Below are 24,753 nucleotides of genomic sequence, written 5' to 3' on the forward strand. Positions count from 1 at the left end.
TTTTATTCACGCTGTCCTCTTTTGTCGCACTAATTGTCCGAAACAGTACTCCCGGTCCGATGCGGCCAGTGCGAGAATCGGCACAGCAGCAGTTGAATCACCCCTGCCGGTCATCTCACTTCATAGGGATACACCATGCGTCAGTGTCCACGAACGCTATTGCCAACCGCCCGGCCGTGCCGCGCGGTTGGCGCTGTCAGCCGGCCCGCGACGGTGGCCGTGGCGGCCATCATGACCGACGGCGCGGGAGGTCTGCCATGATGCCGTGCGTGGCCGAACGCGCTTGCGGACAGCAAGACATCCTCGAAGCACGCTGCAACGACATGCGCATCCGCACCGGCAAGGGCCTGCGCGCCAACGCACGCGAACGGATCCAGGACGACCACGAGATCACCGCGCCGGGCATGCACGCGTCAGCCATCCTTACCTACCGCGGCGCCAACGGCGAGCCGCAGCAGATCAAAGTATCGGACCGCCACGTTTGCGTCGTCCCGGCCGGGCATACCCTCACCGCCGCATGGACTTCCGACGCCCAGATAACCAGCATCGCCGTCAAGCCGGCCTTCCTGGCCGCGCTGGCCCAGGCCAACGGCTACCACGACTGCGAAATGACCCCGCAGTACGCCTCGGTAGACCCCTTCATGTGGCACCTGGCGCGCTCGATCGAACAGCAGATGCAGAGCCGGCGCGAACTGGAGAAATCCTACATCGAGTCGGTTGCCATCGTCATTGGCCAGCACCTGCTGTGCACCTACACCGACACGCCGGCGCCGTCAGTGATCCTGGGCGGACTGCCGCGCTACAAAATCCGCCGCGCCGTCGACTACATCCGGGCCCACCATCAAGAAGACATCGGCTTCAAGGACATCGCCGACCAGCTCGACATGAGCCCGTATCACTTCGCCCGCATGTTCAAGCACTCGACGCAGGAATCGCCGCACCAGTGCATCATGCGCTTCCGCATCGAGTCGGCCAAAAAGATGTTGATCGAGAGCGACAAGAGCATTGCCGACATCGCCTTCGAAGTCGGCTACAAGAGCCAGAGCTATTTCACGACCCGCTTCGCGCTGCTGGTGGGCGTCACACCGGCCGCCTTCCGCGGCGCCCGCTAAGCGCCGGCTGCGGCGCAGGCATCCTGGCCAGGCCACTGATCAAGGACCCGAATCCATTTTAACAAGCCCGCGCAGCTTGGCGCCGCATGATTGCGACATGCGCGCACAAGAGCAAAAGACAGGCGGTTCGGCATGGGAGAGCATATGCCATCAGGGTTGCTGCCGCGGCAGTCTCGCCAGGCAATTCTGCTCCCCCACTTGATCGCCGAACCAGAAGAGGAAATCCATGACCGCCACGCCGCAAGCCAGTTTGTTTACCGGCCTCAAGGTCCTCGACCTGGCCAGTTTTATTGCCGGACCAGCCGCCACCACCATCCTGTCCGACTTCGGCGCGGATGTGATCAAGGTCGAGCCGCCAGGCCTGGGCGACCCTTACCGCTATTTCTACATGACCCCGCCCAATCCGGCCTGCGAGAGCAACTACGCGTGGCAGCTCACCAACCGCAACAAACGCAGTATTGCATTAGACCTGAAGTCGCCGGCCGCACGCCGCGTGCTGCGCCGGCTGGTGAAGTGGGCCGATGTGCTGGTGACGAATTTCCCGCCCAAGGTGCGCAAGTCGCTCGGCCTGACATACGAGGAACTGGCCCCGCACAACGACCGCCTGATCTACGCCGACATCACCGGTTACGGCCTGAACGGCCCCGAAGCGGACAAGCCGGGTTTTGACGTCACCGCATACTGGGCGCGCACCGGACTGATGGACGTGACCCACGACGCCGACAGTCCGCCGACCCTGCCCATTCCCGGCATCGGTGACCACGCGACGGCGGTGACGCTGTACTCGGCGATCGTCACCGGCCTATACCGGCGCACGCTGACCGGCAAGGGCGGTCATGTAACGACGTCGCTGATCGCCGAGGGTGCATGGGCGGCGGCGGCCTGGATCGAGGGCGCGCTGCACGGCGCCAGGTTCGTCGAGCAGCACGACCGCAAGCGACCGGCTAACGCGCTGCTCAACCCCTACCGCAGCTCTGACAACCGCTGGCTGCTGCTGGTGGCCGCGCAGGAAAAGGATTGGCCGGGTTTCGTGCAGGCGCTGAGCCTGCCGCAGCTGTCGGACGATCCGCGCTTTGCCACCAAGCAGCTGCGGGTGCAGCACGCCGCCGACCTGGTGGCGCTGCTCGATCCGGTCTTCGCCAGCCAGCCGCTGGCGCACTGGCGCACCGTGCTCGATCAGGGCCGCGTCATTTTCGGCGTGGTTCAGACCTTCGACGAAATCGTGCGCGATCCGCAGATGATCGCCAATGACATCCTGGTGCCGATGGCAGGACCCTGCGGCGAAGCCTCGCACACCGTCAACAGTCCGATGCGGCTGGTGGACGTCCCGAAGGTGACGCCGCGCCTGGCGCCGGAATTGGGCCAGCACAGCATCGAAGTCTTGCAGGAGCTGGCCTTCAGCGCGGCCGAAATCGCCGAGCTGAAATCGTCCGGCGCCGTCGTGGCCAAGTCTTGACGGCCTCGCCGCAACCCAGCCCTTCACCATTCCTTTGATACGGATCCCGCCATGGCATCGAACGACCACTCACCCAAATCCCTGCCGCCAGCCAATGGCGATTTTTATTCGGTCAGCCAGACCCTGAGCGACGACGACAACGCCATCCGACTGAAGGTCCGCGCCTTCATGGAAAACGAAGTACAGCCGATCATCAACGACTACTGGGCCAGGGATGCATTCCCGTTCGAGCTGCTGCCGAAAATGCAGAAGCTGGGCATCGGCGGCCTGCCTTACCAAGGTTACGGCTGTCCCGGCAAAAGCATGATGCTGATGGGCTTCGTCATGATGGAGATGGCGCGCGTCGACGCCTCCATCTCGACCTTCTTCGGCGTGCACACGGGGCTGGCGATGGGATCGATCTTCCTGTGCGGATCGGAACAACAAAAAGCCAAATGGCTGCCGCCGATGGCCGCGCTCGACAAGATCGGCTCGTTTGGACTGACCGAACCGGAAACCGGCTCCGGCACCGCCGGCGGCCTGCAAACGACGGCCAAGCGCGATGGCGACAGCTGGATCCTGAACGGCCAGAAAAAATGGATAGGCAACGCAACCTGGGGCCAGTTGACCATCATCTGGGCCCGCGACGTCGATGACAATCAGGTCAAGGGTTTCATCGTCGAAAACGACACCGCCGGATTTTCGGTGGAAAAGATCGTCACCAAGATGGCGCTGCGCGTGGTCCAGAACGGTTTGATCACGCTGCGCGATTGCCGCGTCCCCGACTCCCAGCACCTGCAAGGTGCGAACTCGTTCAAGGATACCGCCAGTGTGCTGCGCATGAGCCGCGCTGCCGTGGCCTGGGAGTCGGTGGGCTGCGCCACCGGAGCCTACGAGCATGCATTGCGCTACGCCCAGAAGCGCGAGCAGTTCGGCAAGCCGATCGCGTCGTTCCAGCTGATCCAGGATTTATTGTTCCGCATGCTGGGCAACATCACGTCGACGCAAGCGCTGTGCCTGCGCCTGTCGCAGCTGCAGGAGCAAGGCATCATGAAGGATGAGCACGCGTCGCTGGCCAAAGGCATCTGCACGGTGCGCATGCGCGAGACGGTCGGCTGGGCACGCGAATTGCTGGGCGCCAATGGCATCTTGCTCGAACATCATATCGGCCGTTTCGTCGCCGACGCCGAGGCGCTGTATTCCTACGAGGGCACGCGCGAAATGAACAGCCTGATCGTAGGCAAGGCCGTCACCGGCTTCAGCGCCTTCGTCTGACCCGGCGCGGAACCGTTGCCGGCGGATCGCGGTTGCCCCGTCTGCCTGCAGGCGCCGGAGCGTATATGATAGTCGTCAAGAGTCATGATTGAGCTATCCACGAAGCGCGGACAGCGGTTTCGCATTCCGCGGCCGGCACCGGAGACAGGAGGACAGGCGTGGCGGAAGTCAAATACATCGGCTCGACAGAGCGCATCTATCCGGTCTATAAGCTCATTCCGCTGACGGCGCACCTGGCCGCCAACGACATCACCGCTGAACAGGCGCTGGCCGGCTCCGGCATTACGACGGCCCACTTGAGCGATCCCTATTTCTTTATTTCGCGGCAACAGGTCACCACCGTGTTCGACAATTTCCTGCGCCTGGCGCCGGGCCGGACCAGCCCGCTGGAACTGGGCGCCTCCTTCCACCTGACCGACTACGGCTTTTACGGCTACGCCCTGCTCAGCAGCGCCACCGTGCGCGACGCCGTCAATTTCGGGCTCGCCTACCGAGAACTGGCCACACCCATCGTCGACCTCGAACTCGATGAATCGGGCGCCGACGCCGTCTGGATCATCCGCGCCCTGCCGGACTTTACGCTGCATGAAGCGATGGAGCGCTTCGTGCAGGAATACCAGAGCGGCATCCTGCTGTCGCTGCATAAAAGCGTGTCGGGCAACGCCTTCCGGCTGAGCTCGGCCAGTTTCGCGTTCAGCGCGCCAGCCGGGGCCGCCCATTATCACAGCGTGCTGAACTGTCCTATCGAGTTCGATGCTGCAAGCACCGAGCTGCGCTTCGACAAGGCCTGGCTGGAGCGGCGTCCGCTGGGCTCCCACACCATCACCTTTCAACTGGTGCAGGATGCCTGCCACGAGATGCTGGACCGCATCGACGGCGGGCGCGGCGTCGTCGGCGAGATTTACCGGCGCTTGCTGGGCCAGTCGGGCCAATTCGCCTCGCTGGAAGAAATGGCAGTCCGGCTCGGCCTGCATTCGCGCACCCTGCGGCGCAAGATCATCAGCGAAGGATCGACGTATCAGAAAATCGTCGATGAGGTGAAGTTCAAGCTGGCAACGACCTACCTGACGCGCACCGAGATGACCCATGAATCGATCTCGGAGCGGCTAGGCTTCAGCGACGCATCAAGCTTCCGCCGCGCCTTCAAGCGCTGGGCGCACGTGTCGCCCAATGAATTCAGGAAGCGGCCGTAGCGCAGCATCCAACTTTCAATCAATACGTAAACAAAATAAAACCCCAGCCAAATCAATGGCTGGGGTTTTATTGTCGACGGAATATCTTCTATTCCACTTCAGAACGGGAATAGGAACCACCGAACCGCAACTAGCCATATAAGTTATTGATTATATTATTTTATCTTGATTTTTATAATCGTTTTTGTAAACGAAGTTAGTGTAAACAAAAATCCCTGTCATCCAGCCGAGCCCAAGGCTACATGCCACCTTCGCAGCCGTTTTTGAATTTGCAGCAAGCAGAACTCGAGCGCCTTATGTTTACACTTGGCTAGCCTTAGCGTACTAGTAATTCCACAAGGTCTATGCCTAGTACCTCTGCTAATTTTTCCATGCTGTCTATCCGAATGTTACAAGTCCCGTTCTCAATTTGAGAAATATAAGCCTGCGTAAAACCTGATAACTCAGATAGCTTGTCCTGAGACATACCACGGGTTGCACGCCAATCGCGTAGATTGCGTGCAATTCTCGCCCTGCCCACTGGTAAATTATTTTGGCTGCTCATTGCAGCCGTAGCTTGGCTTGTACTATTATGCTAGTCTATTAGAGTTAGCGAATATTATTTCGCAATACGGAATGTCTAACTTCCTTATGCATTTAGACGCAATCTCAGGCATGCCGAGCCCCGTGCCTGAGGGCTGATAGCCTTTAAAGATGCGCGTTTAGACAAAGCTATTCCCCTACAGCCCAGAATTTGTGAAATCAAAATTATGTTTTCATCTCAATTTCTCTCTTCCTATTATTTTTTCTCCAGCGCCGTATGGACATTCCGAGATATTGGTCAGGCGGATAGCTCCACATCAGGGAATAAAGCAGTGGTCGATGCTTTTAAAAAAGCGACATCGAGCATGTCCAAGCAAGACCGAGCCACCTTCATTGAGTACATGCAGTGGCTAAGCGCCGAGCCTGCAAGATTCGAACGTGAAAGACGCGAAAGAGATATTGCTGAGTTGGAAGCAGACGACCGGGTCGCGAAAAGCGGCGGACAACTAATTGATAAGGGAAGAATCATTTCAGCTATCGACTTCCTTGCGCGCACCGGAATGACCGAAGACGTCTTGGCGCTGAAAGTCAGCGAACGGCGAATTTTCAAAATCCCTGATTGGGTCGACGTAGTGTGGAGCGAAGAGTATTACCCCGCCTTCTTTGCTGACTCTCAATATGACCTCGGCATGCTCGAAACTATATCTCAGGCCCTACGCGATGCCGATGGAGTTCGGAAGTATCGATTCTTCACGTCACCTGACCTTGAGCTTGATGGCAAGGCGCCCTTAGATATTTTGGCTGAAGGTAATTTAGAGCGGGTTTTGTTGGCTGCAAAAGGCTTCCGAAAGCTGACACGTCGAGCATCGAGTATCAATATGGGGAGGTGAGATGGCGAATGAAATTCCATCGCAAACTGACAATTTAGAGGTTAAATTTGCGGAGGTCCCTGATGATTTCCCGTATGTCGGAATTACCTCGGCTGTTGGCGGCTTTCAAAATAAGTTGGCGTTAACCGGACGCGACGGAAAATATTACACTCTAGGGAATACTCCGCCAGAACGCTATCAGCAATGGCGCACCTGCGAAGGACTTATCCAACAGCTAGTTACTCAGTCCAGGCAAGTGAAAGCCGGCGGGCATTCACATATCGCGGAGAAAGACTTGCTGCGGGAGCGCTACGAGGTAGCCACCAAAGCTGGATGGGGCCTCAGCATAGAACAAATTAAATATATCTTTCGACGAGTGGCGGGCGAGCTTGGATTGCCTTCCCCTAAGCTGAACGACAGGCCATGGTATCCGCCCAGTGTTCATGTTGAGGATTCAATTATTGAAGAATTCAATAAACGGATGGATAGTTCGCCACAAACAAAGTCTGCGCTTCAAAGATTGCTTGAGCAACGAGGCTTTGCGGTCAAAAGGCGCACGTAAAAATCGTTATTCAGGTCATTAAATCATTTCGTGCTTCGCAAATTCATGCTCCATTGAAGTAGCAGCAAAGCACCAATATAGAGAGAAGCGCTAGGCGGGGATAAAGGAAATGATATGGGTAATTTCTCCGAGGAATTCCGGCCATTTAGAGGCCTACCTATTACGCGCGAACAAGACGGGCAGATTCGAACCTACATTGCACATTGCGAAACTGAGGGGCGTTCCTGGGATACGCTGGAGCTCGACTACATTGTTAGGGACATGCTCAATCCGACGCCTACTGACGACCGCATCGAAATCTGCGACGAGTACGCTAGCAACTTGGCAAATCAGGTTCGTCGCACTGGCGAAAAGCTTGACCGCTGTACCCGAAAAGCACATGCGCCGTATTGCAGCATGTTCACTGAATCAGAATGGAAGTGGATTGTGTGTGAGGCACGACGGAGACTTTAAGATGGCATCAATAATAGACTCCAAAAGATTGTGCTATCTCGACCTAGATGAACTATGCAACATTTCACGAGCGTTGCGTTTGGTTCACTCGAGGATACAAGGACTGTTGGCCAAGGGCGTTGCATTTGAGTTCGAGCCGATTTGTTGCGTTAAGGAGCACTGATAATGCAACAGGCTAGTCGAACAGAAAGCGGGGACAAAGGTCCACTGCGAATCTGTTTTCTTGATTTCGATGGCGTTGTCCACTTAGAGCCCGTCTACCGGAGCCCAAAGCGAGGCATCTATATTGGCACTCCCGGTCACACGTTGTTCGAATGGGCTCCGATTTTAGAGCAGTTGCTAGAGCCACACCCGGACGTCAAAATTGTACTGAGCACGAGCTGGGTGCGAATACGTAGCTTCAATTTTGCCAAAAGCCAGCTGAGTCCCGCGCTTCAGGAACGAGTAATCGGCGCCACCTTTCACAATCGCTTCATGCGCGAAGATGAATTTGTTTGCCTACCTCGCGGTGTACAAATCGCTAATGATGTATTCAGAAGAGGGCCGCAGAGCTGGTTTGCAATCGATGACGACTATCTCGGATGGCCGGAATGGTGTCGAGACAATTTAATCCGAACGGACGGCGCCCGCGGTCTCAGCGACCCGAAGATTCAAGAGGCAATTCGAATAATGCTTAAGCGATTCTAATTAGATTCTCAGAGAGAAATCATGACAATTCCGACGGAGCGTACGCGTGCGGTCCTAGCGACAAGAGAGTTTCTGTTCGCTTTAACTAACCCCGGCGAAACACCCAATGTTCCGGACAGCATTCGTGAACATGCACTATCTCTGCTCAGGCATTATCCGGACGGCGGGGACATGAACTTAGTTGGTTTAGCGTGCCCGAATTGGTTTGCCATTTCAGATGAATGCTCAATGCCCTAAGAACATCTTCGCTAACGGCTGACCCGTTCTGATAGCGTTGACATCACTGTTCATGAAACCGGCGATGCGTCCTGCGACAGGCTGCACACGACCCAAAACAGTCATTCAACCCATATATCGAAGTCTCTTGGCAACTCGACCGCAATGAAGCAATCGACTATATGTTGCTCTTGAAGAAATCCCCATCTGGAACAACGTAGCTAGAAGTGGATTTCACGTAACCGCAGAAGAATCCAAACACTTTGTCTTTGGCAATGTCGCTAGGCGAGAATGTTTCCGGCGTAAATACTACTGCCGCTGATTGCTCAATTATTCCTACATGAATAAAGACAGCAGTGATGAGCTCGGAACAAAAGTAAACGCCTCGGATGCTCGGGATTTCTCGTGTCGTTCCCTCAAAGTAGCCATGAACTCGCTCCATGAGGTTATTTCGATTACTTTCCCTTCGGGCGGGAAATCTCACTAAGCCTGTCTGATTAAAGCGTTTGCCTGTGGCTTGAACCGCAAATTCTTCCAAAGAGTTCAATGTGGCCTCGCCCCAGAGCTCATTAGTTCCGAGTTCTCTAAGAACCGCGATGTGGTCGTAGTCTTCGAGGAGCCGTCCTACCGAGACGACCTGTACGCCCTCGTTGGACGCTTCGAGCACTCGCTCCCCTGCTAAAGCAATCGCTGTGTGCGAGTAGCCTGTCCCAGTTGCTGTTTCCTCTTCAGCAGTCATGCGTGAATAACACAGCAAAACGTCCCCAGCCTGAATATCTGCGATTTTCAAATCCACAATTTTCTCCTCGTTTTAATGTCTGGTATTGGCCGTTTTGAGCCGCTCGCGAAAGGTTGATTTCGACCCCAAGCGGTCAATGGCGCTTCCCGAAATGCTCCCGTGCTTCGCGCATGGAGCATTGGCCGTATAAATATTCAAATCCATGTTTGTACGGCCAATCGCTAAATAGCAACGGCGTTGGCGTGCCCGAATTGGTTTGCCATTTCGGATGAATATTCAATGCTTTAAGCAGCATATGCACGAAATCTGTCGAGTATGAGCTGATAGCTTTGACCTCACCGTTCATGAATGACCGACTGATGCGTGCTGCAACAGGTAGCACACGACCCAAAGCTGAAATCGCGGGACAAAAGGTAGCTTTTTTTGATGTTGCAACGACCTTTCGTGCGCCTCATTAGTACAGCACCCCGATGATTGACACCGCGCGCACGACCGATTTAAAGCCTTTGTGCTCGCCCCCGATTGCTAGAACATCAGCCACTCCCAGCCCTCCAATAGTTTCAAACTGTCGCAGATTTTGGAGTGGCGATGGAAGCCGTTCTCCTACTCGCTTGAAAAGGTTAGTGCCATCATCAAGGTGTAATGCCACGTACTCGTCGATATGAGCATCAAGCTCATCCAAAGAAATTGCTACGCCGCCGAGTGCCACTTGTCCGGGAAGCGCAAGTGGAATGGCACTTTCTTCCTTAATACGATACGCAGTTCGAACCTTCAGCAGTTGGGGAGCCTCTAATACCTGTACAGCTTCCGCCTTTGACGTGGGCACGTTAGCGAGACCACCAAAGAACATCCCTACAACAGGATGCAGCGAGACCTCCTGCTCCCGTAGCAACTGCGTCGGCGGACTCTTGCGAGGGTCGGGGGTCTCTGCCGCCAGTGCCACGAACTCGGACTTATGTGGCCTTAATAGCCTGCGCGCATACGTTTCTTTCCCAGCGCGTGCGATAACTAACTGGCGGTCGCCTGGAGCTGCGGCATCCACATCGACGATAGCCACGCTGCCCTGTGGGCCGGCGAAGCCGAGGGTATTCGACCTGACGTAGAAGAATGCTTTGGATTTAAACCAGTCTGAAGTGATTTCCTCGAGCTCAGTTTCTTGGGAGTCACCGTATGAGGCGTCCCTCACGAAAGCCTTGAGCGACGCCATTACTGGAATTCGGAATGAAGGTACTGTGGCCGGGTTCAATGACGCGAACTCATTTTCCGACAGCACTAGGGGCTCGCGCCGATTGAAATTACGGAACTGCTCGTGCGCTCGTTCAACGCTTTGCCGAAGACGCTCGAGTTCTGCTCTTATGTCGTAGACCTCCTTAGGACGAATCGATGACTTATCCCGATGATGGCTTTTATTGAGCAGAATAAGAGTCGGCGCGCCATCTTTCAGCGCCGGGTCATTGACGAACGTAGTAATCGCTGAGCTCTTGAATAACTCGTTGGGGGCGCTTTTCACCAAACCTCGCAGTCGGCTTAGATGGTCGCCTAAGGTGGGAGAAAAATTAACTGTCGCGGCCGCGGGATAGGAACGGTCATCAAAAAGGTCTCCCATACGCCCCTCCAGGAAGATGCGACACTCAGAAAGGTAATCCTGGGCAGCCTTTGGGTCGTCGTGGTCTGAGTTGAAGCGCTCGAGTAGTAGCTGGACGTTAGCAATGCTAGGGGTCAGAAATATGGTGCCTCGCCTAGCTGTGGCAGGATGCACGTACTGGTGGTTCAATGGCACCGACTTCGCCTGTGTGCGTTTCGCTACTGCCATCGCAAAGCGGGTGTCATGCGTGGTCAGCACCAACTGGGCATTGGCTTTGAAGATGTCATGTACTGCGTCAGCGAGACGGTCACGATTGTCGCCATCAAGCAGCTCTTGTGGGTCATCCATCACCAGCAACTGCAAGCCCCCACGCTCTTTGAGCATGTGCTGCCAATAGGCCAAATAGAAGGCTAGCAGACTTGCTCGAAGGGCAGACGCGTTCGATACATGCTGTGCCGGTGCAGCGACCCTGGGTGCCCCAACCAGAAGTTGAAGGTCACCCCCACCGCTCATGCGAGAATCGACCAATTCCATACTGGTGGCAGGGAAAGCGCTGAGATAAATCTTGTTGCGCCAGTGCGAGGCACTGGTGTGAAGCTGCTTCTGCAACTGCGCGACTTGTCGCTCTGCAAGGTCACCGACCGCCATGCACTCTTCTAAGGCTCGGCTTGCTTCGCCGTAGGCCTTCAGTCGTCGCTCGAACCCTCGACGTCGTTTGATATCCGCTAACATGCGCTCATGCTTCACCGTGGCCTCCTCAACCGGCTCAATTGCGGTGACCAAGATTTGCAGCTTGTAGAGCTGGCCCATCAAGGATTCTGGTTCGGTCTGCCGTTCCTCGGTCGCAGCTTGTCCAATCACCTCTCGCATCAAACACGCTACAGCGCCTTTCACGCTCGTCCGCCAGGCGGGGAAAGCCAAAGCGCTTTCGACGCGATAGATGAGTTGATTGAGTTCTTGGAACTCTTGACGCCCGTCTCCTATTTCCGGCGATGCGGTGAAATCGAAAGCTGGAAAGGTTTGGAAGGCGCGGTCGCAAGCACCACTTACGTGCTCGCCTAGCGGTCTGAGGCTGCCCGAGAAGGCTGTGTCAGTAAACAGCTCTTCAACCAAAGCTTGGCGTATAAGCGATGTTGGTCCCTGGGACGGCATGAGTCTCACTTCTGATGCGAGAGAAGCAGGAAGTCGATTTGCGAATTCTCCGAGTACGTGTCTTGCCCACGCACGGAAGGTTTTGCCAGCGAAGTCTCCCTCTTTGGCTGCTCCATCGAGGTGTTCTTTCACTGTCAAACCAGTGACGCTGTCCACAATGTCGGCGAGAGTCTGCCCACAGACTGCACAGTTACTCTTATCATGTGCCAACCCTGGATGGTCGCTTATCCATGTAGCCACCCGAGAGTAGAGGCGCAGTCGAGCAGCCTTGTCCGGCTCAGTGGCAATCTCGACCAGCTTGGACGCCTCATTTCGCACTTCAATAATGTACGCCCGCAATGGCTCTGAGTCCGCCTCTGTAAGCTTCGTGAGCCCGGCCAAACGTGCCATCGAGGGTAGTGAGCCCAACTTGGTTACAGCGTTCAAGGCTGGCGCGATGCTCCCGACCAAATTCGACCTCTGCGCTGCATCCTGGGCATCGAAAGTTTCACCAAGAACTTGTTTTGCGTGATTGAGCCCGTCCTCCTTAAGCTTATCGAGCTTAGTCGATAGCTCTTCCAGCTTGGTCTCGATGGTCGAGTCATCTGACGGTAATGGGATGTCATCTTCGCTAACACCCAAATTGTGCTTGCGAATTAGCTCAACTAAGTCGGTCCGCGAGCGCAGGTAAGCATCATCTGAACCCTGAATCTCGTTCCGTTTTGCTTTCGATAAATCAGTGTCAATCTTTTTCTTGGTTTTGCCGGCATGGTTGGCAAGGTGGACAAGCGGGGCCATACCGGTGAGCTCTGAAACTGCTTTACCCAGTGCCGAGGCAGACCCGACTTGTACATATGGAAGAATGCCAGGCATGGTTGTCCCGACTCGGGTGCTGATGGGGTCGAGGTTAAGTTCATCTATGCCGGTAATTTCTTCCTTCAAAACGTCTCGGGCGCCGCGCTTCAGACTTCTACGAACTCGGTACCTCTTTTTATCTTGGTCTTCAAACTCCAACTCAACCCACGTATCCACAGGAATCGCTTTGGCAGTTAGGGGTTCAAGTGCCGGGTCGGGCAGTGGAACTACTGGTGGAGCAGCATGGGTGCTGTTCTCGTCAACCTCGAAATCGAAGTCTTTGTTCGCGGATTCTGGTGCCCGCTGCGGCCGCAGCAATTCTCCAGTCAGAGTCCAGATAATGGAGTTGAGAAGAGAGGTTTTCCCGCATCCGTTATAACCCTCGAAGAGAGTTACACCATTTTTGAACTCAAACTCAAAGTCATCCGGCTTGGCTTTAGACGTACCCGCGTGATGCAGGCCTGAAAACTGATGAGCGGTTATCGACGTAAGTGCGAATCGACGAGGGGCTTCCGATGCAGTGGCGTGGTTCGAACCCTGTGTGTTGGGCGGCAGGACACCAGCAGCATCGACAATGGTCTCAATATCGACCGTCTGGACATTTGCCGCCCACTTCTGCTTGTTCCGTCCATACCAAGACAAGATTCCTCGAGAAGCGTCCGATTGAAGTCGGAATGACTCCCCCTTGTCTCCCACTCCGACTGATAAACCAGCCACTAAGTCGACACACAGGCTTTCCAGTGTATGCAGGTGAAGCGGGCGGCTTGACTCTGGCATCTTGTCCTCCTCTGTTTGTTCCATTCGCACCTACATTTGGATAGTCTTGGATAGTCGACTTATTCTGTGCAATATATTAATCCTTAAAACTTCTTAATAACCAAATATGTAGCACGCTAGCGTTTGTGCATACCAAAAAATGCGGATGAGGAACGTCACTCTTGGAGTGCTGCGAGCCATCACTGCCGTAGTCCTCATCGCCTACGCCGTATCCGCTGAAATTGGCTACGGAATGGCACAGATTACTACCAACCGAGGAGGTATTTGGCAAAATCCCAAATACCACCTTGGTAAATAGCGGAGATGGTTAAACTGACCCGCGCTGCTACGATTTTCTTACCGATTTGCGCAACAACACAGGATAACCACCAAGTGGCAAGTGTTAAATGCTTCTTGCTGTAGCAACTTGAAACAGTGCTCGCTAAAGCCACTGGCGAGAGTGCAGCGACGGCGACGGTGAACTCGCAAAAGAAGCCGCTAACGCTTAATCAATCATTCTCAGCCCGGAAGACTTTCGTCTCGGGGCTTTTTTGTTCCCGGGTGTTAATAAGCCCTAAGCTGCTTGAGCCGTATCGTTGGAGTCCTCCACGCCAATCGCCGCGATAATGTCGTCGAGCACTTCCTGTACTTTCGCCGCAACGGGGAGGACCACGGGCTCACGTAGCTTGATGATAGCTTCGCATTTTGATTCAAAGCTTACACGGGCGAACACTTCGCGTGAGTTCTGAGAGTACATCTTCCTGAAGAAATCCTCGGTGCATTCCTTGCCAACCTGTTCGAGTAACTCCTCGAACTCGGCTTGCGACATCAGATACTCGTCGCCAAGGTCGGGCAGCACATTTTCAATGATTTTCTTCATTTCCTCAGCGTCGTCTTCGATGGCATAGTCCAGCGCTTTCTTGGCCACGTATGAGCCGCCTGCGCCTAGTCCAAACGAGCCTGCGAGACCGCCGACTACCGTTCCAATTGCCGTCCCAACGCCAGGAAAAATCATGGTACCAATGGCCGCGCCCCCTGCGGCACCCGCCATCCAGCCCGCAGTGCCTGCCGCTACGCCAACACCGTTGACCAGGAGATTTTTTCCGACTTGTGCCCACGACGTGTTTTTGGAAATGGCTGCGCGATAAAAGTCCGGCCCAGTGATAACAACAGTGGTCACCACGCCGGTAATGACGTTCGAGCGAAGTAACTTTGCGACGTGATTCGTCGCGGCCGCGCCTGAGAGTGCTTTGCCGGCGGATGCGGATGCAATTTTATCGACTGCGAATCTTCCCCACTCTGTCTCAGCGACAGCTTTAACCCCTTCCCGGGCCAGGACAGTCCCTTTCCGCGCCATCTGCGTGCGCAGTAACTGTGAGGCAGCCACGCCGACAATAAAAGACGTGCCTGCAGAGAGAAATCCCATTCCGACCGATTCCCGCAATGCTTCCTCGGTAGTCTTGCCTTCCCACTTGGCCCTAGCAAAGCTGATGGCGAAGCCAATTGCAAACGCATAAGCACTCGTGACAGCGTTGTTTTTCGCGTCGTACTTCAGACTATCGATATTACCGGCCCGCGCAATATTCTTTGCCTGTTGATAGGTGACGCTTCCCTCCTTCACGAGGTTGGTCGCCTCGTCCGGGTTGGTGACGCCTGGGACCTTGCCTTGGGCAATCTTCTCCCGCATGAGCTTGACCGCATTTTCGTACTGGTCGCGCGGGACCTCTAGAGGCATGCCCGGATAGCGGTACATGCCATTGGACTTCTCGAATGCTTCGTTGACCGTCTTGGTGGCGGTGTCAAAGTATTTGGTCTGAATCGGTACGCCGTTGGAGATGCGGTCGGCGCCGTTCTTTGCATTGTTGGTGCCAACCTGTTCGACCTTCACACCGGACAGCTTATCATTGAGCGCATTCGCGTCTTCCGCGGCGAAGCCTGTACCTCCTTTGGTGCCGAACTTGTTGAGTTGGGTGGACTCTAGATAGTCCGACACGCGACCGCCTACCGCATAGGTGTAGGAATTGCCTTCGATGCCGCTGTCTTTCGTCGCTTTCTTTCGCAGTTTATTAGTCTTGTTTCGGTCCATATTTTCCCCCACCAGTTATTTTCTCATATGGTTTCGTGTAGCTATACTGGCTTGCCGAGCGTTACGTGGTAAGCCTTTACGCCATGGCGGATGTCGCTTGGCAAATACGACTGGGTCTGGGCGATAAGGCCTTTCTTTGTCATTTCCTTGAATGCGCGGTCGAGCGTTTTCTTAAAGTCGCCGGAGGCGGTCGATGTCGAGCCCAGGTATTCTTGCAGTTCTCCGCGGGTATATCCTCACCACCATTTTGTATCACAAGTGCATTTTATCCAGTGAATTCATACGGCCATTTTTTTGTGTCAGTGTTAAGGATTCGTACCCGCACTTAAGGTAGTCATTCTCATTCCTCTAGTTGCTAAATGGAGACGCAGGCTAGCAAGAAAAGTTTTCTTGTTCTAAATAAACGCTATTATATTGCTTCTTTGGTAATGACTAGCGTTGACGGAATTGTCTGGTTGATGATTAATCTTTTCGCCAAACTGGTATCACAACAGGACTGGCCGACCAACTCTGAAGCGCAGATAAATTCTCTTGAGCTAACAGAAGTTGTTAAGAGTCGTTGGAACTGGTTCTCGACTTGTCGACGGCATGTTCGGCACTAACTATAAAAAAGCAGGCCAGGAGAGAATGTGATGAGTTGGACTAAAGAGCGGCCGTTCCAGGCACTTTCTCTTACCGGTGGCGGCTATCGAGGTCTTTTTACCGCTCGAGCGCTTCAGGTTATCGAAGAGCACATTAACGAACCCATAGGCCGCCGATTTGACCTAAGTTGCGGAACGTCAATCGGAGGCATAGTCGCGCTAGCGGTTGCATTTGAAATCCCAATGTCAATGGTCGTTAAGGTGTTCGAAGAAGAAGGTGAATCAATTTTCCCACCGGGAAAACGCGCGCCGGATGGTGTCAGGGGAAAGCTTGACCTATTTCAGCACATGAGAAAAGCACGATACTCGACACAACCTCTTCGTGACGCGATTGCTCGCCTTATACCGAAGGACACCATCCTAGGTGACGCACTGCATCCAGTCGCCATACCAGCAGTGAATGTAACTCAAGGGCAGCCTCAAGTTTTCAAGACCCGCCACAAAGAAGAATGGCAACGTGACTGGAAGCTCAAGGCTATAGATATCGCGGTCGCGACATCTGCGGCGCCCACATTTTTTGAGCTGGCGGAAATCGGGGACAACTTATATGCGGACGGAGGCCTATTCGCGAACGCTCCTGACCTCATTGCCGTACATGAAGCAGAGTATTTCTTTGATGTTCCTATCGACGCAGTTCGACTGCTAAGTATCGGGACAACAACAAAGAGCTACTCACTATCGTATACCTCGGGACGAAATTTTGGAATTGCTGATTGGATGCAAGACCAACGATTGTTTTCCGTAATGATTTCATCGCAACAGCAATTCGTCGACCAGCTTGTTTCTCACCGAATGAAAGAACGGTATGTGCGCGTCGACCATGAGCCGTCACAGGAGCAGGCAAAAGACCTCGGCCTTGACGTAGCAACCTTCGCAGCTCGAAAAACATTAGCCGGTCTAGCCGAGAAGGCCGTCACAGATATTCTTGGAACGACACTTTCGCCATTTATTGCACATGAGCCGCAGTTAAAAATAATTCGGGAGAAATAATGGGAAAAGCGTCAACTCTGTTTAACGGCAGTGGTGAACAAACTCTGTACAAACGCGTTACACCCACTCTTGCCCAGAGAGATTTTTTGCAGGAGCAGTGGAATGCTCTTGCCGACCACCTCAGCGCAAAGCTGTCTTCGGATTATGACTATCCGATATCGACATGGATTCAAGGGTCATATAAATTTGGCACGCTCATTCGGCCCGTTCACTCCGGCGAAGAATATGATGTAGACGTCGGTGTGTATTTTGAATGGGCCGAAGATGGACATGCGACACCTGCCCCTGCCCAACTTCGCGAATGGGTGCAGCGAGAGTTGGTCGCCTACAAAGCGAGTTGCTCGGATATCAAACGAATTGATGAGCCAGCAAAAGAAAGATGCTCACGAGCGGTATACACGAAGCAATTTCATATTGACACGCCGGTTTATCATCTTGACCGGTCTAAAAATCGGCGCCGATTGGCGTGTTTGTCTGGAAAATGGGAAGAAAGCGACCCAAAGGCAATCTATACGTGGTTTAGGGATTCTGTCGACGCAGGCGGCCGAGACCAGCTACGCCGACTAGTACGTTACTTAAAAGGATGGGCTGCCGTGGCGTTTGAAGACGCCCCAGAATCCCGTCCTTCTTCCATCTTGCTTACAGTTCTCACGACAGAGGCCTTCAAAGCAGAATGGTTTCGACGATTTATCGGGATGGATGATGACGACGCACTTATAGCCATCATTAAGGTGATTCATGACCGACTGTTCAATAACTCAAGCGTGCTGAACCCGGTAGATGCACGGGAAAACATAAATCGCATCCCCGCGGATAAGTGGGATGGTCTGCTTACTCGTCTTCAAGCACTTCGCGATGCGGCGGAATATGCAGAAAACGCGCCTGACGAAGCGGCCGCGGCTTTAGCATGGTCAGAACCATTTTCCTTTTTAATGCCATTACCGGCAGCACACGAAGTAGAGGTGATAGACGAAGGTTCTGGCCGCGCAATTATGCAGATTCCAGAAATCGAAATTGAGGTCTTTTCGCGGAACCCTAAACAATCTGTTGGTCGCCATAGGAATGAAGTAACGAGTGTCGCGAAAGGGCGTGACCTTACGTTCACGATTGTCAACTCGCACATCATTCCTGCATACGCGACCGTTGAGTGGACCGTCCGTAACGATGGCGAGGAATCCGACGCTATTGGTGATTTGGGTCATCGACGGATTGGAATACGCGCGCTATCAGTAAATGAGAAAACCTGTTATGCCGGTATCCAATATATGGACTGTATCATCCGTTTGAACGGGGCCGTATATGCGATGCGCCGCGTCCCCGTCAATATTAAAGACATTCGCTATCCCCCGCGAAACCCACCAAAGCCCACGTATACAAAGATAAAGAGTTTTTTGAGAAAGCGTCGTTAGCCGCTATTCACAGCCTCTCCGCATAGACCACAATTTCGCTTTTCTGGCCTGATGCAGGGTATATGGTGATGACGCACGCAGCGCATATCGCATAGACCTTAAGCGGGGATGCCACCGTATAGCTTGGTTTTAACGTTATCCCGAAGGCGATTTTGCATCGGCTCACAACACAAAAGTTTGAGGGGTCCCGATGATTCATCTGGCGCTCGATTGTATTAACGCGAATAGATTGTCGATATTGACTGATTTCGAATTTTGGCTAAATAGTGAGCACGAGAATGTCGATAAATATTACAGATAAATTTCACGAATTTCTTGCGGACTCAAATTTGGCACTCGCCTTAGAATCAGTGAAAAGAGTCGACGACGTCTTTGATATCATTAACCCAAATGAGACCCAGCACTCCTGCATTCTGCAGTGGCTGTTCGACCCGCGCGAAGGTCACGGGCAAGGCGAAGAAATTTTCAAAGACTTTTTGAATGCGGTATATAACGTCGATTCAGAAAGCGATTTCCACCAAGACCTATTCAAAGCCTGGACACCTAGCCGAATTGCGGTAAGCGGGTTTCAATCGTTGATTGTGGTACGGGAAAAATCGATACTTAAAAAGGGGCGCCAAGATTTGCTTCTTGTTGACCCAGTTCATAAATTTATCATTTTGGTCGAGAACAAATCGGGTTCCAGATGGACCGCGGTGCAGTTGAAGAGCTATCGGACTCAACTCGAAGCGTTAGCAAAGCCAAGGAAACCGTACCACGGTTACAAAATTGGGCTTGTTTTGCTCGACAGACTCAAAGATGAGGAGACGTTGGATGACGGCGAGGTGAAGCGGTGGGCATACATTGACTACACCTGGCTGGAAAAAGCTGCACGTCGCGCTGAAGTGCGAGCGTCTCGTAACGGAGATTTGGGACATCAGCTCGTGATTTCGTACTGCCGCCGCCAAGCAGGTTATGAATCGACAGAGGAGCGAAAGCTCGACGAAATTTTAGTTAGTCTCAATCAGGCCCATAGGGATGTTGTTCATGAAATTGGCTTGGCTCGCAGAACCAAACGTCCTGGAAGCACTCATCTTGCATTAGATGGTATCGAAAGCTTGATTTGGGTCTGGACCCATCAAAATAGAGATTTGTCGGCAATGTTGGAAAATCAGAAGCCGTTGGCATTTCTTAAGGGGGCGCTTGAGAAAACGTTTGGTTCTAGTCTCGATTTTGATGTACGCAAGAAAACTATGCTTGTCATAGACAAATCTTGGGAATCTTTCTGTGACCCGAACAGCGTGCCGTCGTGGCCGTTTTTAATTAAGGTTCGTGACACTTCTTTATCCGATGACGGTGCATTGCCGGAGAAACGAAAATACTCAGTCGTTGTCGAGTTCTGGCACGGCTTTGTTAAAAACAATTTAGTTGGTGAAATACGAATGGTCCTGAACAAGCTATATGGCAAAGAGGCTTTGAGATTTTCTGGAGCGAATGTTCGACGCCTTGGCCGGCAGAAGGATATTACGGAGGACAAACTCCATGGCGAGGTGAAGAAGATGCTTACAACTCTTCAGCGCGAGTTGGAAGCCATAACGTCGTAATTGAAAAATTTGTTTTTAAGGCGGCAAGCTGCTATTCGTCCATGTCTCCAATACATAACTTAACGGTTAAGGACCAATCAAGGTCCTGCGGCCAACGGGACCTCCCATGACCGACGCTCTCGCGGGGCGAAGTACTCAAGGGAAGGCATGGCAAGCGAAGATGTCGTTCCTCGTCGATGAGCTGCTTGGCGGCCATATGCAGCGCTGATTCGTACCCTGCATTGCAGTTTGTTCCCGGAGCGTGTGCAAAGTGAGGCGCTACACCGCGCTCTCCGAGGCAGTGCTTGGCATAGAGGGGTTGCTGACAACCCGGGCACATACAGTCGCAAGCAGCCCCTAATGGAACCTCGCGCGGCTCATACAGCCGTCCATCCAGCTGCGAAACACCGAAAGGCACTCGCAGGCTATTGCCTGTTGGTTTAGTGGTCGCGCGGTCTGATATCACGGAGAATGACTAACTCCTATCTATTAAGTCTAACGTGGCGATTATTGCCGCTTGCACCCAACCACAAGCTTGGAGTTCTAGTTGAGTACATGAATCTCCCTGTTGCCGGTCGATAGCCGTTTGGCCAATTTAAACTTCTTGAACAGGCATTTTTAGATATGGTCCACGGTTGTCTGCATTGAAGAATTTACTTGTGGCGTGATTAAATTCGCGTCAACAATCGACGCGCTTTGACACCAGTTTTGAATTGAGTCTACGCATCGCTTCACACCAGGCTGGCCCAACGAAAACTCACAAAGTGCACCAACACGATGAGTGTTCCAAAATTCGTTGCTGTCCAATGTCGAAACGTCGGCAACTCCAGGTAGCAGTAGCAGACATAGGTCAGGACGTCGGTCGCCTAAACGGAGGGAGTCATGGTAAATATGAGCAGAATCCATAGCGTCGAGAACATTGGACCGCCCGCTCCGATACTTCGCGTCAAGAACTAGGAATTGACATGCATTCCCAACCCAAACGACAAATACTATATCGGGAAACCGGTCCTTGGAGAGGCTCCAGGCCAGTTTTCCGGAGTCCGGATTTTCTGAATTAAATTTTGCTTGGAATAGTGCCTCTAAGCGGATGCCTGATGGCAGCGAAATCGCAAACGCTAATTCTGCACTTGCGGTTGCGCTCTTTTGTATTTTCCAGCCCTCGCAATTGAATGCACTTTGCAGAGCACTTAACAGGTGGACAAAGCACCACGTTTCGTAAATGCCCCAAGTGGGGCTAACATTAAGCTGGTCCTCCGCTACGTCGCCGTTGACGCCAGAACGTAGGGCGGAGGTTCCTTGGCGATAAGCTCGGCTATACATCGGATTTGCGGCAATGTGTGTGAGCCCGGCCGATGAGGTTTCGGCCCTGAGCACACCAGAAAAGGGTGTGTCGCGCAGGAGCCCATCAGCACGAACGGCAAGCTTGCGCAGCAATTCAAGTCTTCGTGATTTCCGAGAAGCTTGCTCATCCTTATCTTGAATGAAACCGTACGAGTCAACGCGCTCCATCAGCATGCGCACATTTGCTTGAAAACGCTGAAGAAGAGCTTTCATCGTGCGGTTAGCTGCAGTATCAAAGCTTGGGATAGCAACCGGGGTCAAGAGTTGTATCGACTCAATAGCTTCGGCTGCTCCATCGACTCCACCTACAATTGCGAGTAGCCGCCTGTCCATCAACGCAGTTGAGTGTAGTTTTCTTATCGCAGAAAGTGAAACTTCTTGATATATCGGACGAATCGTCTTGTGTGGCGCTTTACTAATTTTAGCTACCGATTGAAGAAATAACTCCCCGTGTTGTTTCATGCGGGCATAGGCCACTAGCGAGTTGACGTTTGCACTAGTCAACTCGACACCGAATTCCGACGTCGCCGCAGTCGACCCAAGTAACAGGTGCGCGTCAAAGTTTCGAATTTCATCGAACATCGCGGCATAAGTATGCGTTCCCACCTTGGCAGGTTTAGGAACGATTTCGGCAACGAATCTATACGTCCTGCCGACAGAATCGATTGCAGATATTTCCACTTGACCTGCAAAGAAGCCAGCGGACCAAAGATAGAAATCACCGTCGGGTGACAATTTCAACTCAACATCGTCAATTAACAATCTAACAATAGCGATATCCGGAAACCGAAACTTGTATTCTTTGTCTTCGGATAACAAGACCGGGATTAAATCCGTCCGACAAATGTGGGATTGATGAGCACCCTCTTTGGAGACTACCGTGACGTGCAACTCGCAGAAATCGGGGGTGGAGTTCATCGCCAAAAACGAGCTGTACCAGTTTCGCGGAGGTCAATTTGTAAACTCGCGACTCTTTCCGCGCTGCGCATTAATCCCTCTTTGGTAAGGACCTGGTGGACGTTGTTCAATGCAAGTTCGAAGCGCGCAGAATGCTCACCACGCAGCTTTGGGAGTACCTTCGCGAAGATTGCCGCATCTAACGAACCAGTGTTTGCGGGGTCAATTCCAGCAACGAATTCCATGTACCTAAGGACATCATCAATTGTGCGCCATGCGAAGTGCAGGCGCACAGGTGCTAGCGCTTCGGACAGACCGTTCAAAACACTCTTTGCTCTCGTCTTAGTTTCAACATCCAAATTTGTTGATTGCCACATAGGAGCATCTTCGACACATATCTTCCAAAATTCGAGTGTGTAAGCTCGGTCTAACACTTTGTCAGAAAGCCCATGCGTCGTCTCATCCATGTTCAGAGTGCCGATGATGGCCAGATTGGATGGGTACTGGACCTTGCGTGGCACGTCCGAAGTGCCTTCGCCGAGTTGGTGTAAGTCAACCCATCCCTGGGTTTCCATCGCGGAAAGTATCGGAGCAAGATACTGCTCTGGATGCGATAGATTCATTTCGTCCAGGATTGCGACATACGGTTGAGTTGGGTCCTCCGCTGCTCTGAGCAGCAATTCAAGAAATGGTGCACTTCGATACGTCTGCGTCAATGGGTTCACATATCCTAATAGTGGACTTGGGTCGAACCAGCCTGGTTGAACCGGAACAATACGAACGTTTTCGTGGTCATTATTCTTGACGTCACAGAGTGCCAGCGAGTAATTCAGCGCTAGTTGCGTCTTGCCAGAACCGGAAATCCCGGATAGGACAGCAAAGTGCCGGACGGGATGAAACCATAAGCCCGCGTGCAGTTGCTGAACCAACTCGATTGGGTAAGTCAACTTTCCAACGATTAAAGCGTTCAAGCGTTCGTTCAACTTAGAAAAAGTGGCTGTCTCGACATGTGTCGGAATCGCATCCAACTTAGAGCTAGTCTCCTCTTGAAGTTTTGGCAAACACTCAGGCTCCCATGTAATCATCTCTGCCCATCGCAGCCCACGCTGAGTGAGTTGAAAACGTTTCAGCGGAACTTGTTCGATGATATTGAGGCTTACGAGCCAACCAACCAATGAACTTGGTGCAAAATCAGAAGTCCAGCCTGGGTTAACTTTCTTCAGAAGTAGCATCACATCAAGTTTAGATTGGGCGCCATTCTTCAAAAAATGAATCACGTTGTCGACGCCAAGTACACGAGTTAACAAGTGGTCAGATAACTCGTCAGGGTCGCTGGAGTTCAACAGGTTGATGCCTCGAGCGGTTAGCTGATAAATCCCATTATCGAGAGCGGAGAGGTTGAATTCGCGAGCAATAGAGTTAATGACGGTTCCGATGCTAGTGGCCGCGAGGTCTGGATTTTCGTGCCGAATTGCATCCACGAATTCCTCTCGCGATAGCCCGTCCTCAAGTACCTGTACAAAACTCATCAGTGACGGAAAACTTCCCTTCATCGCAGTAAGTCCCTTACGCCGCTTTATTGCAGCTAGGGGTTTTAAAGTACTGTCTATTGGCGTCGCCGGAGAAATCGAAGCTTCGTCTGTTGCTGCAAATAGCGAATCATACAAATACCAAGGTAGGCACAGACGTTTGATTTTTTCGGGAATATTGTCAGATGAAACTGCACCTAGAAGCATGTTAAGGCGAGTCTTAATATGGGTGTGCATCTGAACGGGATGGGCGTTACGAACTCCCCCCATTGCTAAATGTAGTTTTTGGAGGCGACCAACATCTGCGATTGTTGTGAAATTATCGGGGAAAATGGCGCACAACACGCGGTTAATCTTAAGCTTTGGGACTCGGTCGCAAAGCGACTCCATGCGATTGACCAGTTGCTCGTAAAGATTTTTTAAATAATTGTCTGGGTCTTGACCTTGTTCAAGAACAGTCGCTATTTGCTCCGCAAACCACAGGCGAAATTCCTCGTTATCCAAGGCAGGCGCTGTTTTAACACTGCCATTTCCTGTGGAAGATACGGCCTGCTCCTCCCACAAATATTGCAGAAATTTTCTATCCGTTAGAGCACCTGGCACTTTTTCCTTTACGTCACCTAAAAACAACGTAAGGCGCTTAGTCCAATCATCGGTATATCCCGCAGAGTCCCGGAGCTTTTCAGCTTGTGCTACGGCAGACAAAAGGTCCGCATCTGTTGAAAGGTCTTTAGTCACTTGTTCTTCCTAATCATATATGTTTGCTGAACCCGATTAAATAATTAGCACCAATCCGCTGCATAGCATTGTCTGCAGGTCCCGTGCTTGTCACATTTGAGTGTAACGTCGGTTCGTTCCACCATCGTTGGAGACGTTAGAGGGCGATAAAGACGGCTCAGCCCCTA

Annotated in this window: 18 protein-coding genes; 12 read left to right on the top strand and 6 right to left on the bottom strand. The window is 52.8% G+C overall.

Annotated elements, in window-relative coordinates:
• Positions 1 to 257 precede the first annotated feature (257 nt).
• From V8G57_RS07425 to V8G57_RS07440, 4 genes are all read left to right on the top strand, one after another.
• Positions 258 to 1,112, top strand: coding sequence for a helix-turn-helix transcriptional regulator (locus tag V8G57_RS07425; protein ID WP_342828836.1), 855 nt, complete (start codon positions 258 to 260; stop codon positions 1,110 to 1,112).
• A gap of 226 nt (positions 1,113 to 1,338) precedes the next feature.
• Entirely contained in the window at positions 1,339 to 2,568 is a 1,230-nt protein-coding gene (locus V8G57_RS07430; RefSeq protein WP_342828837.1) for a CaiB/BaiF CoA transferase family protein, read from the top strand.
• Positions 2,569 to 2,619: 51 nt separating this feature from the next.
• Complete coding sequence (locus V8G57_RS07435) at positions 2,620 to 3,822, top strand: acyl-CoA dehydrogenase family protein (protein WP_342828838.1); 1,203 nt, start codon at positions 2,620 to 2,622, stop codon at positions 3,820 to 3,822.
• A 158-nt stretch (positions 3,823 to 3,980) separates the two neighbouring features.
• Positions 3,981 to 5,015 carry an AraC family transcriptional regulator gene (locus tag V8G57_RS07440; protein ID WP_342828839.1) on the top strand — a complete coding sequence of 345 codons (1,035 nt, stop codon included), beginning with the start codon at positions 3,981 to 3,983 and terminating at the stop codon, positions 5,013 to 5,015.
• A 316-nt stretch (positions 5,016 to 5,331) separates the two neighbouring features.
• Here V8G57_RS07440 and V8G57_RS26220 read toward each other — a convergent pair whose 3' ends face one another.
• Positions 5,332 to 5,559 carry a helix-turn-helix domain-containing protein gene (locus tag V8G57_RS26220; RefSeq protein ID WP_425458245.1) on the bottom strand — a complete coding sequence of 76 codons (228 nt, stop codon included), beginning with the start codon at positions 5,557 to 5,559 and terminating at the stop codon, positions 5,332 to 5,334.
• Positions 5,560 to 5,764: 205 nt separating this feature from the next.
• Here V8G57_RS26220 and V8G57_RS07445 point away from each other — a divergent pair, with 205 nt between their 5' ends.
• The 5 genes from V8G57_RS07445 (at position 5,765) to V8G57_RS26225 (ending at position 8,345) form a co-directional block, all read left to right on the top strand.
• The gene (locus V8G57_RS07445) at positions 5,765 to 6,427 is read left to right on the top strand and encodes a hypothetical protein (protein WP_342828840.1); all 663 of its coding nucleotides are present in this window, start codon (positions 5,765 to 5,767) and stop codon (positions 6,425 to 6,427) included.
• 1 nt (position 6,428) lies between these two features.
• Positions 6,429 to 6,968 (top strand): hypothetical protein, encoded by a 540-nt coding sequence (locus V8G57_RS07450; RefSeq protein WP_342828841.1) that lies wholly within the window; start codon positions 6,429 to 6,431, stop codon positions 6,966 to 6,968.
• Positions 6,969 to 7,082: 114 nt separating this feature from the next.
• On the top strand, positions 7,083 to 7,421 hold the full coding sequence (locus V8G57_RS07455) for a hypothetical protein (protein ID WP_342828842.1): 339 nt from the start codon (positions 7,083 to 7,085) through the stop codon (positions 7,419 to 7,421).
• Between the two features lie 165 nt (positions 7,422 to 7,586).
• On the top strand, positions 7,587 to 8,108 hold the full coding sequence (locus V8G57_RS07460) for an HAD domain-containing protein (RefSeq protein WP_342828843.1): 522 nt from the start codon (positions 7,587 to 7,589) through the stop codon (positions 8,106 to 8,108).
• A 21-nt stretch (positions 8,109 to 8,129) separates the two neighbouring features.
• The gene (locus V8G57_RS26225) at positions 8,130 to 8,345 is read left to right on the top strand and encodes a BPSL0761 family protein (protein WP_425458246.1); all 216 of its coding nucleotides are present in this window, start codon (positions 8,130 to 8,132) and stop codon (positions 8,343 to 8,345) included.
• 157 nt (positions 8,346 to 8,502) lie between these two features.
• On the opposite strand, the gene V8G57_RS07465 is transcribed toward V8G57_RS26225, so the two are convergent.
• The 3 genes from V8G57_RS07465 to V8G57_RS07475 form a co-directional block, all read right to left on the bottom strand.
• Entirely contained in the window at positions 8,503 to 9,120 is a 618-nt protein-coding gene (locus tag V8G57_RS07465) for a C40 family peptidase (protein WP_342828844.1), read from the bottom strand.
• 397 nt (positions 9,121 to 9,517) lie between these two features.
• Positions 9,518 to 13,435: an ATP-binding protein gene (locus V8G57_RS07470; protein ID WP_342828845.1), complete on the bottom strand. Its 3,918-nt coding sequence runs from the start codon at positions 13,433 to 13,435 to the stop codon at positions 9,518 to 9,520.
• A 529-nt stretch (positions 13,436 to 13,964) separates the two neighbouring features.
• Complete coding sequence (locus V8G57_RS07475; RefSeq protein ID WP_342828846.1) at positions 13,965 to 15,476, bottom strand: hypothetical protein; 1,512 nt, start codon at positions 15,474 to 15,476, stop codon at positions 13,965 to 13,967.
• Positions 15,477 to 16,108: 632 nt separating this feature from the next.
• On the opposite strand from V8G57_RS07475, the gene V8G57_RS07480 reads away from it, so the two are divergent.
• From V8G57_RS07480 to V8G57_RS07490, 3 genes are all read left to right on the top strand, one after another.
• Positions 16,109 to 17,107 (top strand): CBASS cGAMP-activated phospholipase, encoded by a 999-nt coding sequence (locus tag V8G57_RS07480; RefSeq protein ID WP_342828847.1) that lies wholly within the window; start codon positions 16,109 to 16,111, stop codon positions 17,105 to 17,107.
• A complete protein-coding gene (locus tag V8G57_RS07485; RefSeq protein ID WP_342828848.1) occupies positions 17,107 to 18,516 on the top strand; it encodes a CBASS cGAMP synthase in 1,410 nt (469 codons plus the stop codon). Before V8G57_RS07480 ends, V8G57_RS07485 begins: the two co-directional genes overlap by 1 nt.
• Positions 18,517 to 18,794: 278 nt before the next feature.
• On the top strand, positions 18,795 to 20,099 hold the full coding sequence (locus V8G57_RS07490) for a PDDEXK-like family protein (protein ID WP_342828849.1): 1,305 nt from the start codon (positions 18,795 to 18,797) through the stop codon (positions 20,097 to 20,099).
• A 597-nt stretch (positions 20,100 to 20,696) separates the two neighbouring features.
• Here V8G57_RS07490 and V8G57_RS07495 read toward each other — a convergent pair.
• Together V8G57_RS07495 and V8G57_RS07500 are read right to left on the bottom strand one after the other, a co-directional pair.
• Complete coding sequence (locus tag V8G57_RS07495) at positions 20,697 to 22,340, bottom strand: DUF2357 domain-containing protein (RefSeq protein ID WP_342828850.1); 1,644 nt, start codon at positions 22,338 to 22,340, stop codon at positions 20,697 to 20,699.
• Entirely contained in the window at positions 22,337 to 24,586 is a 2,250-nt protein-coding gene (locus tag V8G57_RS07500) for an McrB family protein (RefSeq protein ID WP_342828851.1), read from the bottom strand. Before V8G57_RS07500 ends, V8G57_RS07495 begins: the two co-directional genes overlap by 4 nt.
• Between the last annotated feature and the right edge of the window lie 167 nt (positions 24,587 to 24,753).

Source organism: Collimonas rhizosphaerae, from assembly GCF_038896935.1.
Lineage (GTDB): Bacteria > Pseudomonadota > Gammaproteobacteria > Burkholderiales > Burkholderiaceae_D > Collimonas > Collimonas rhizosphaerae.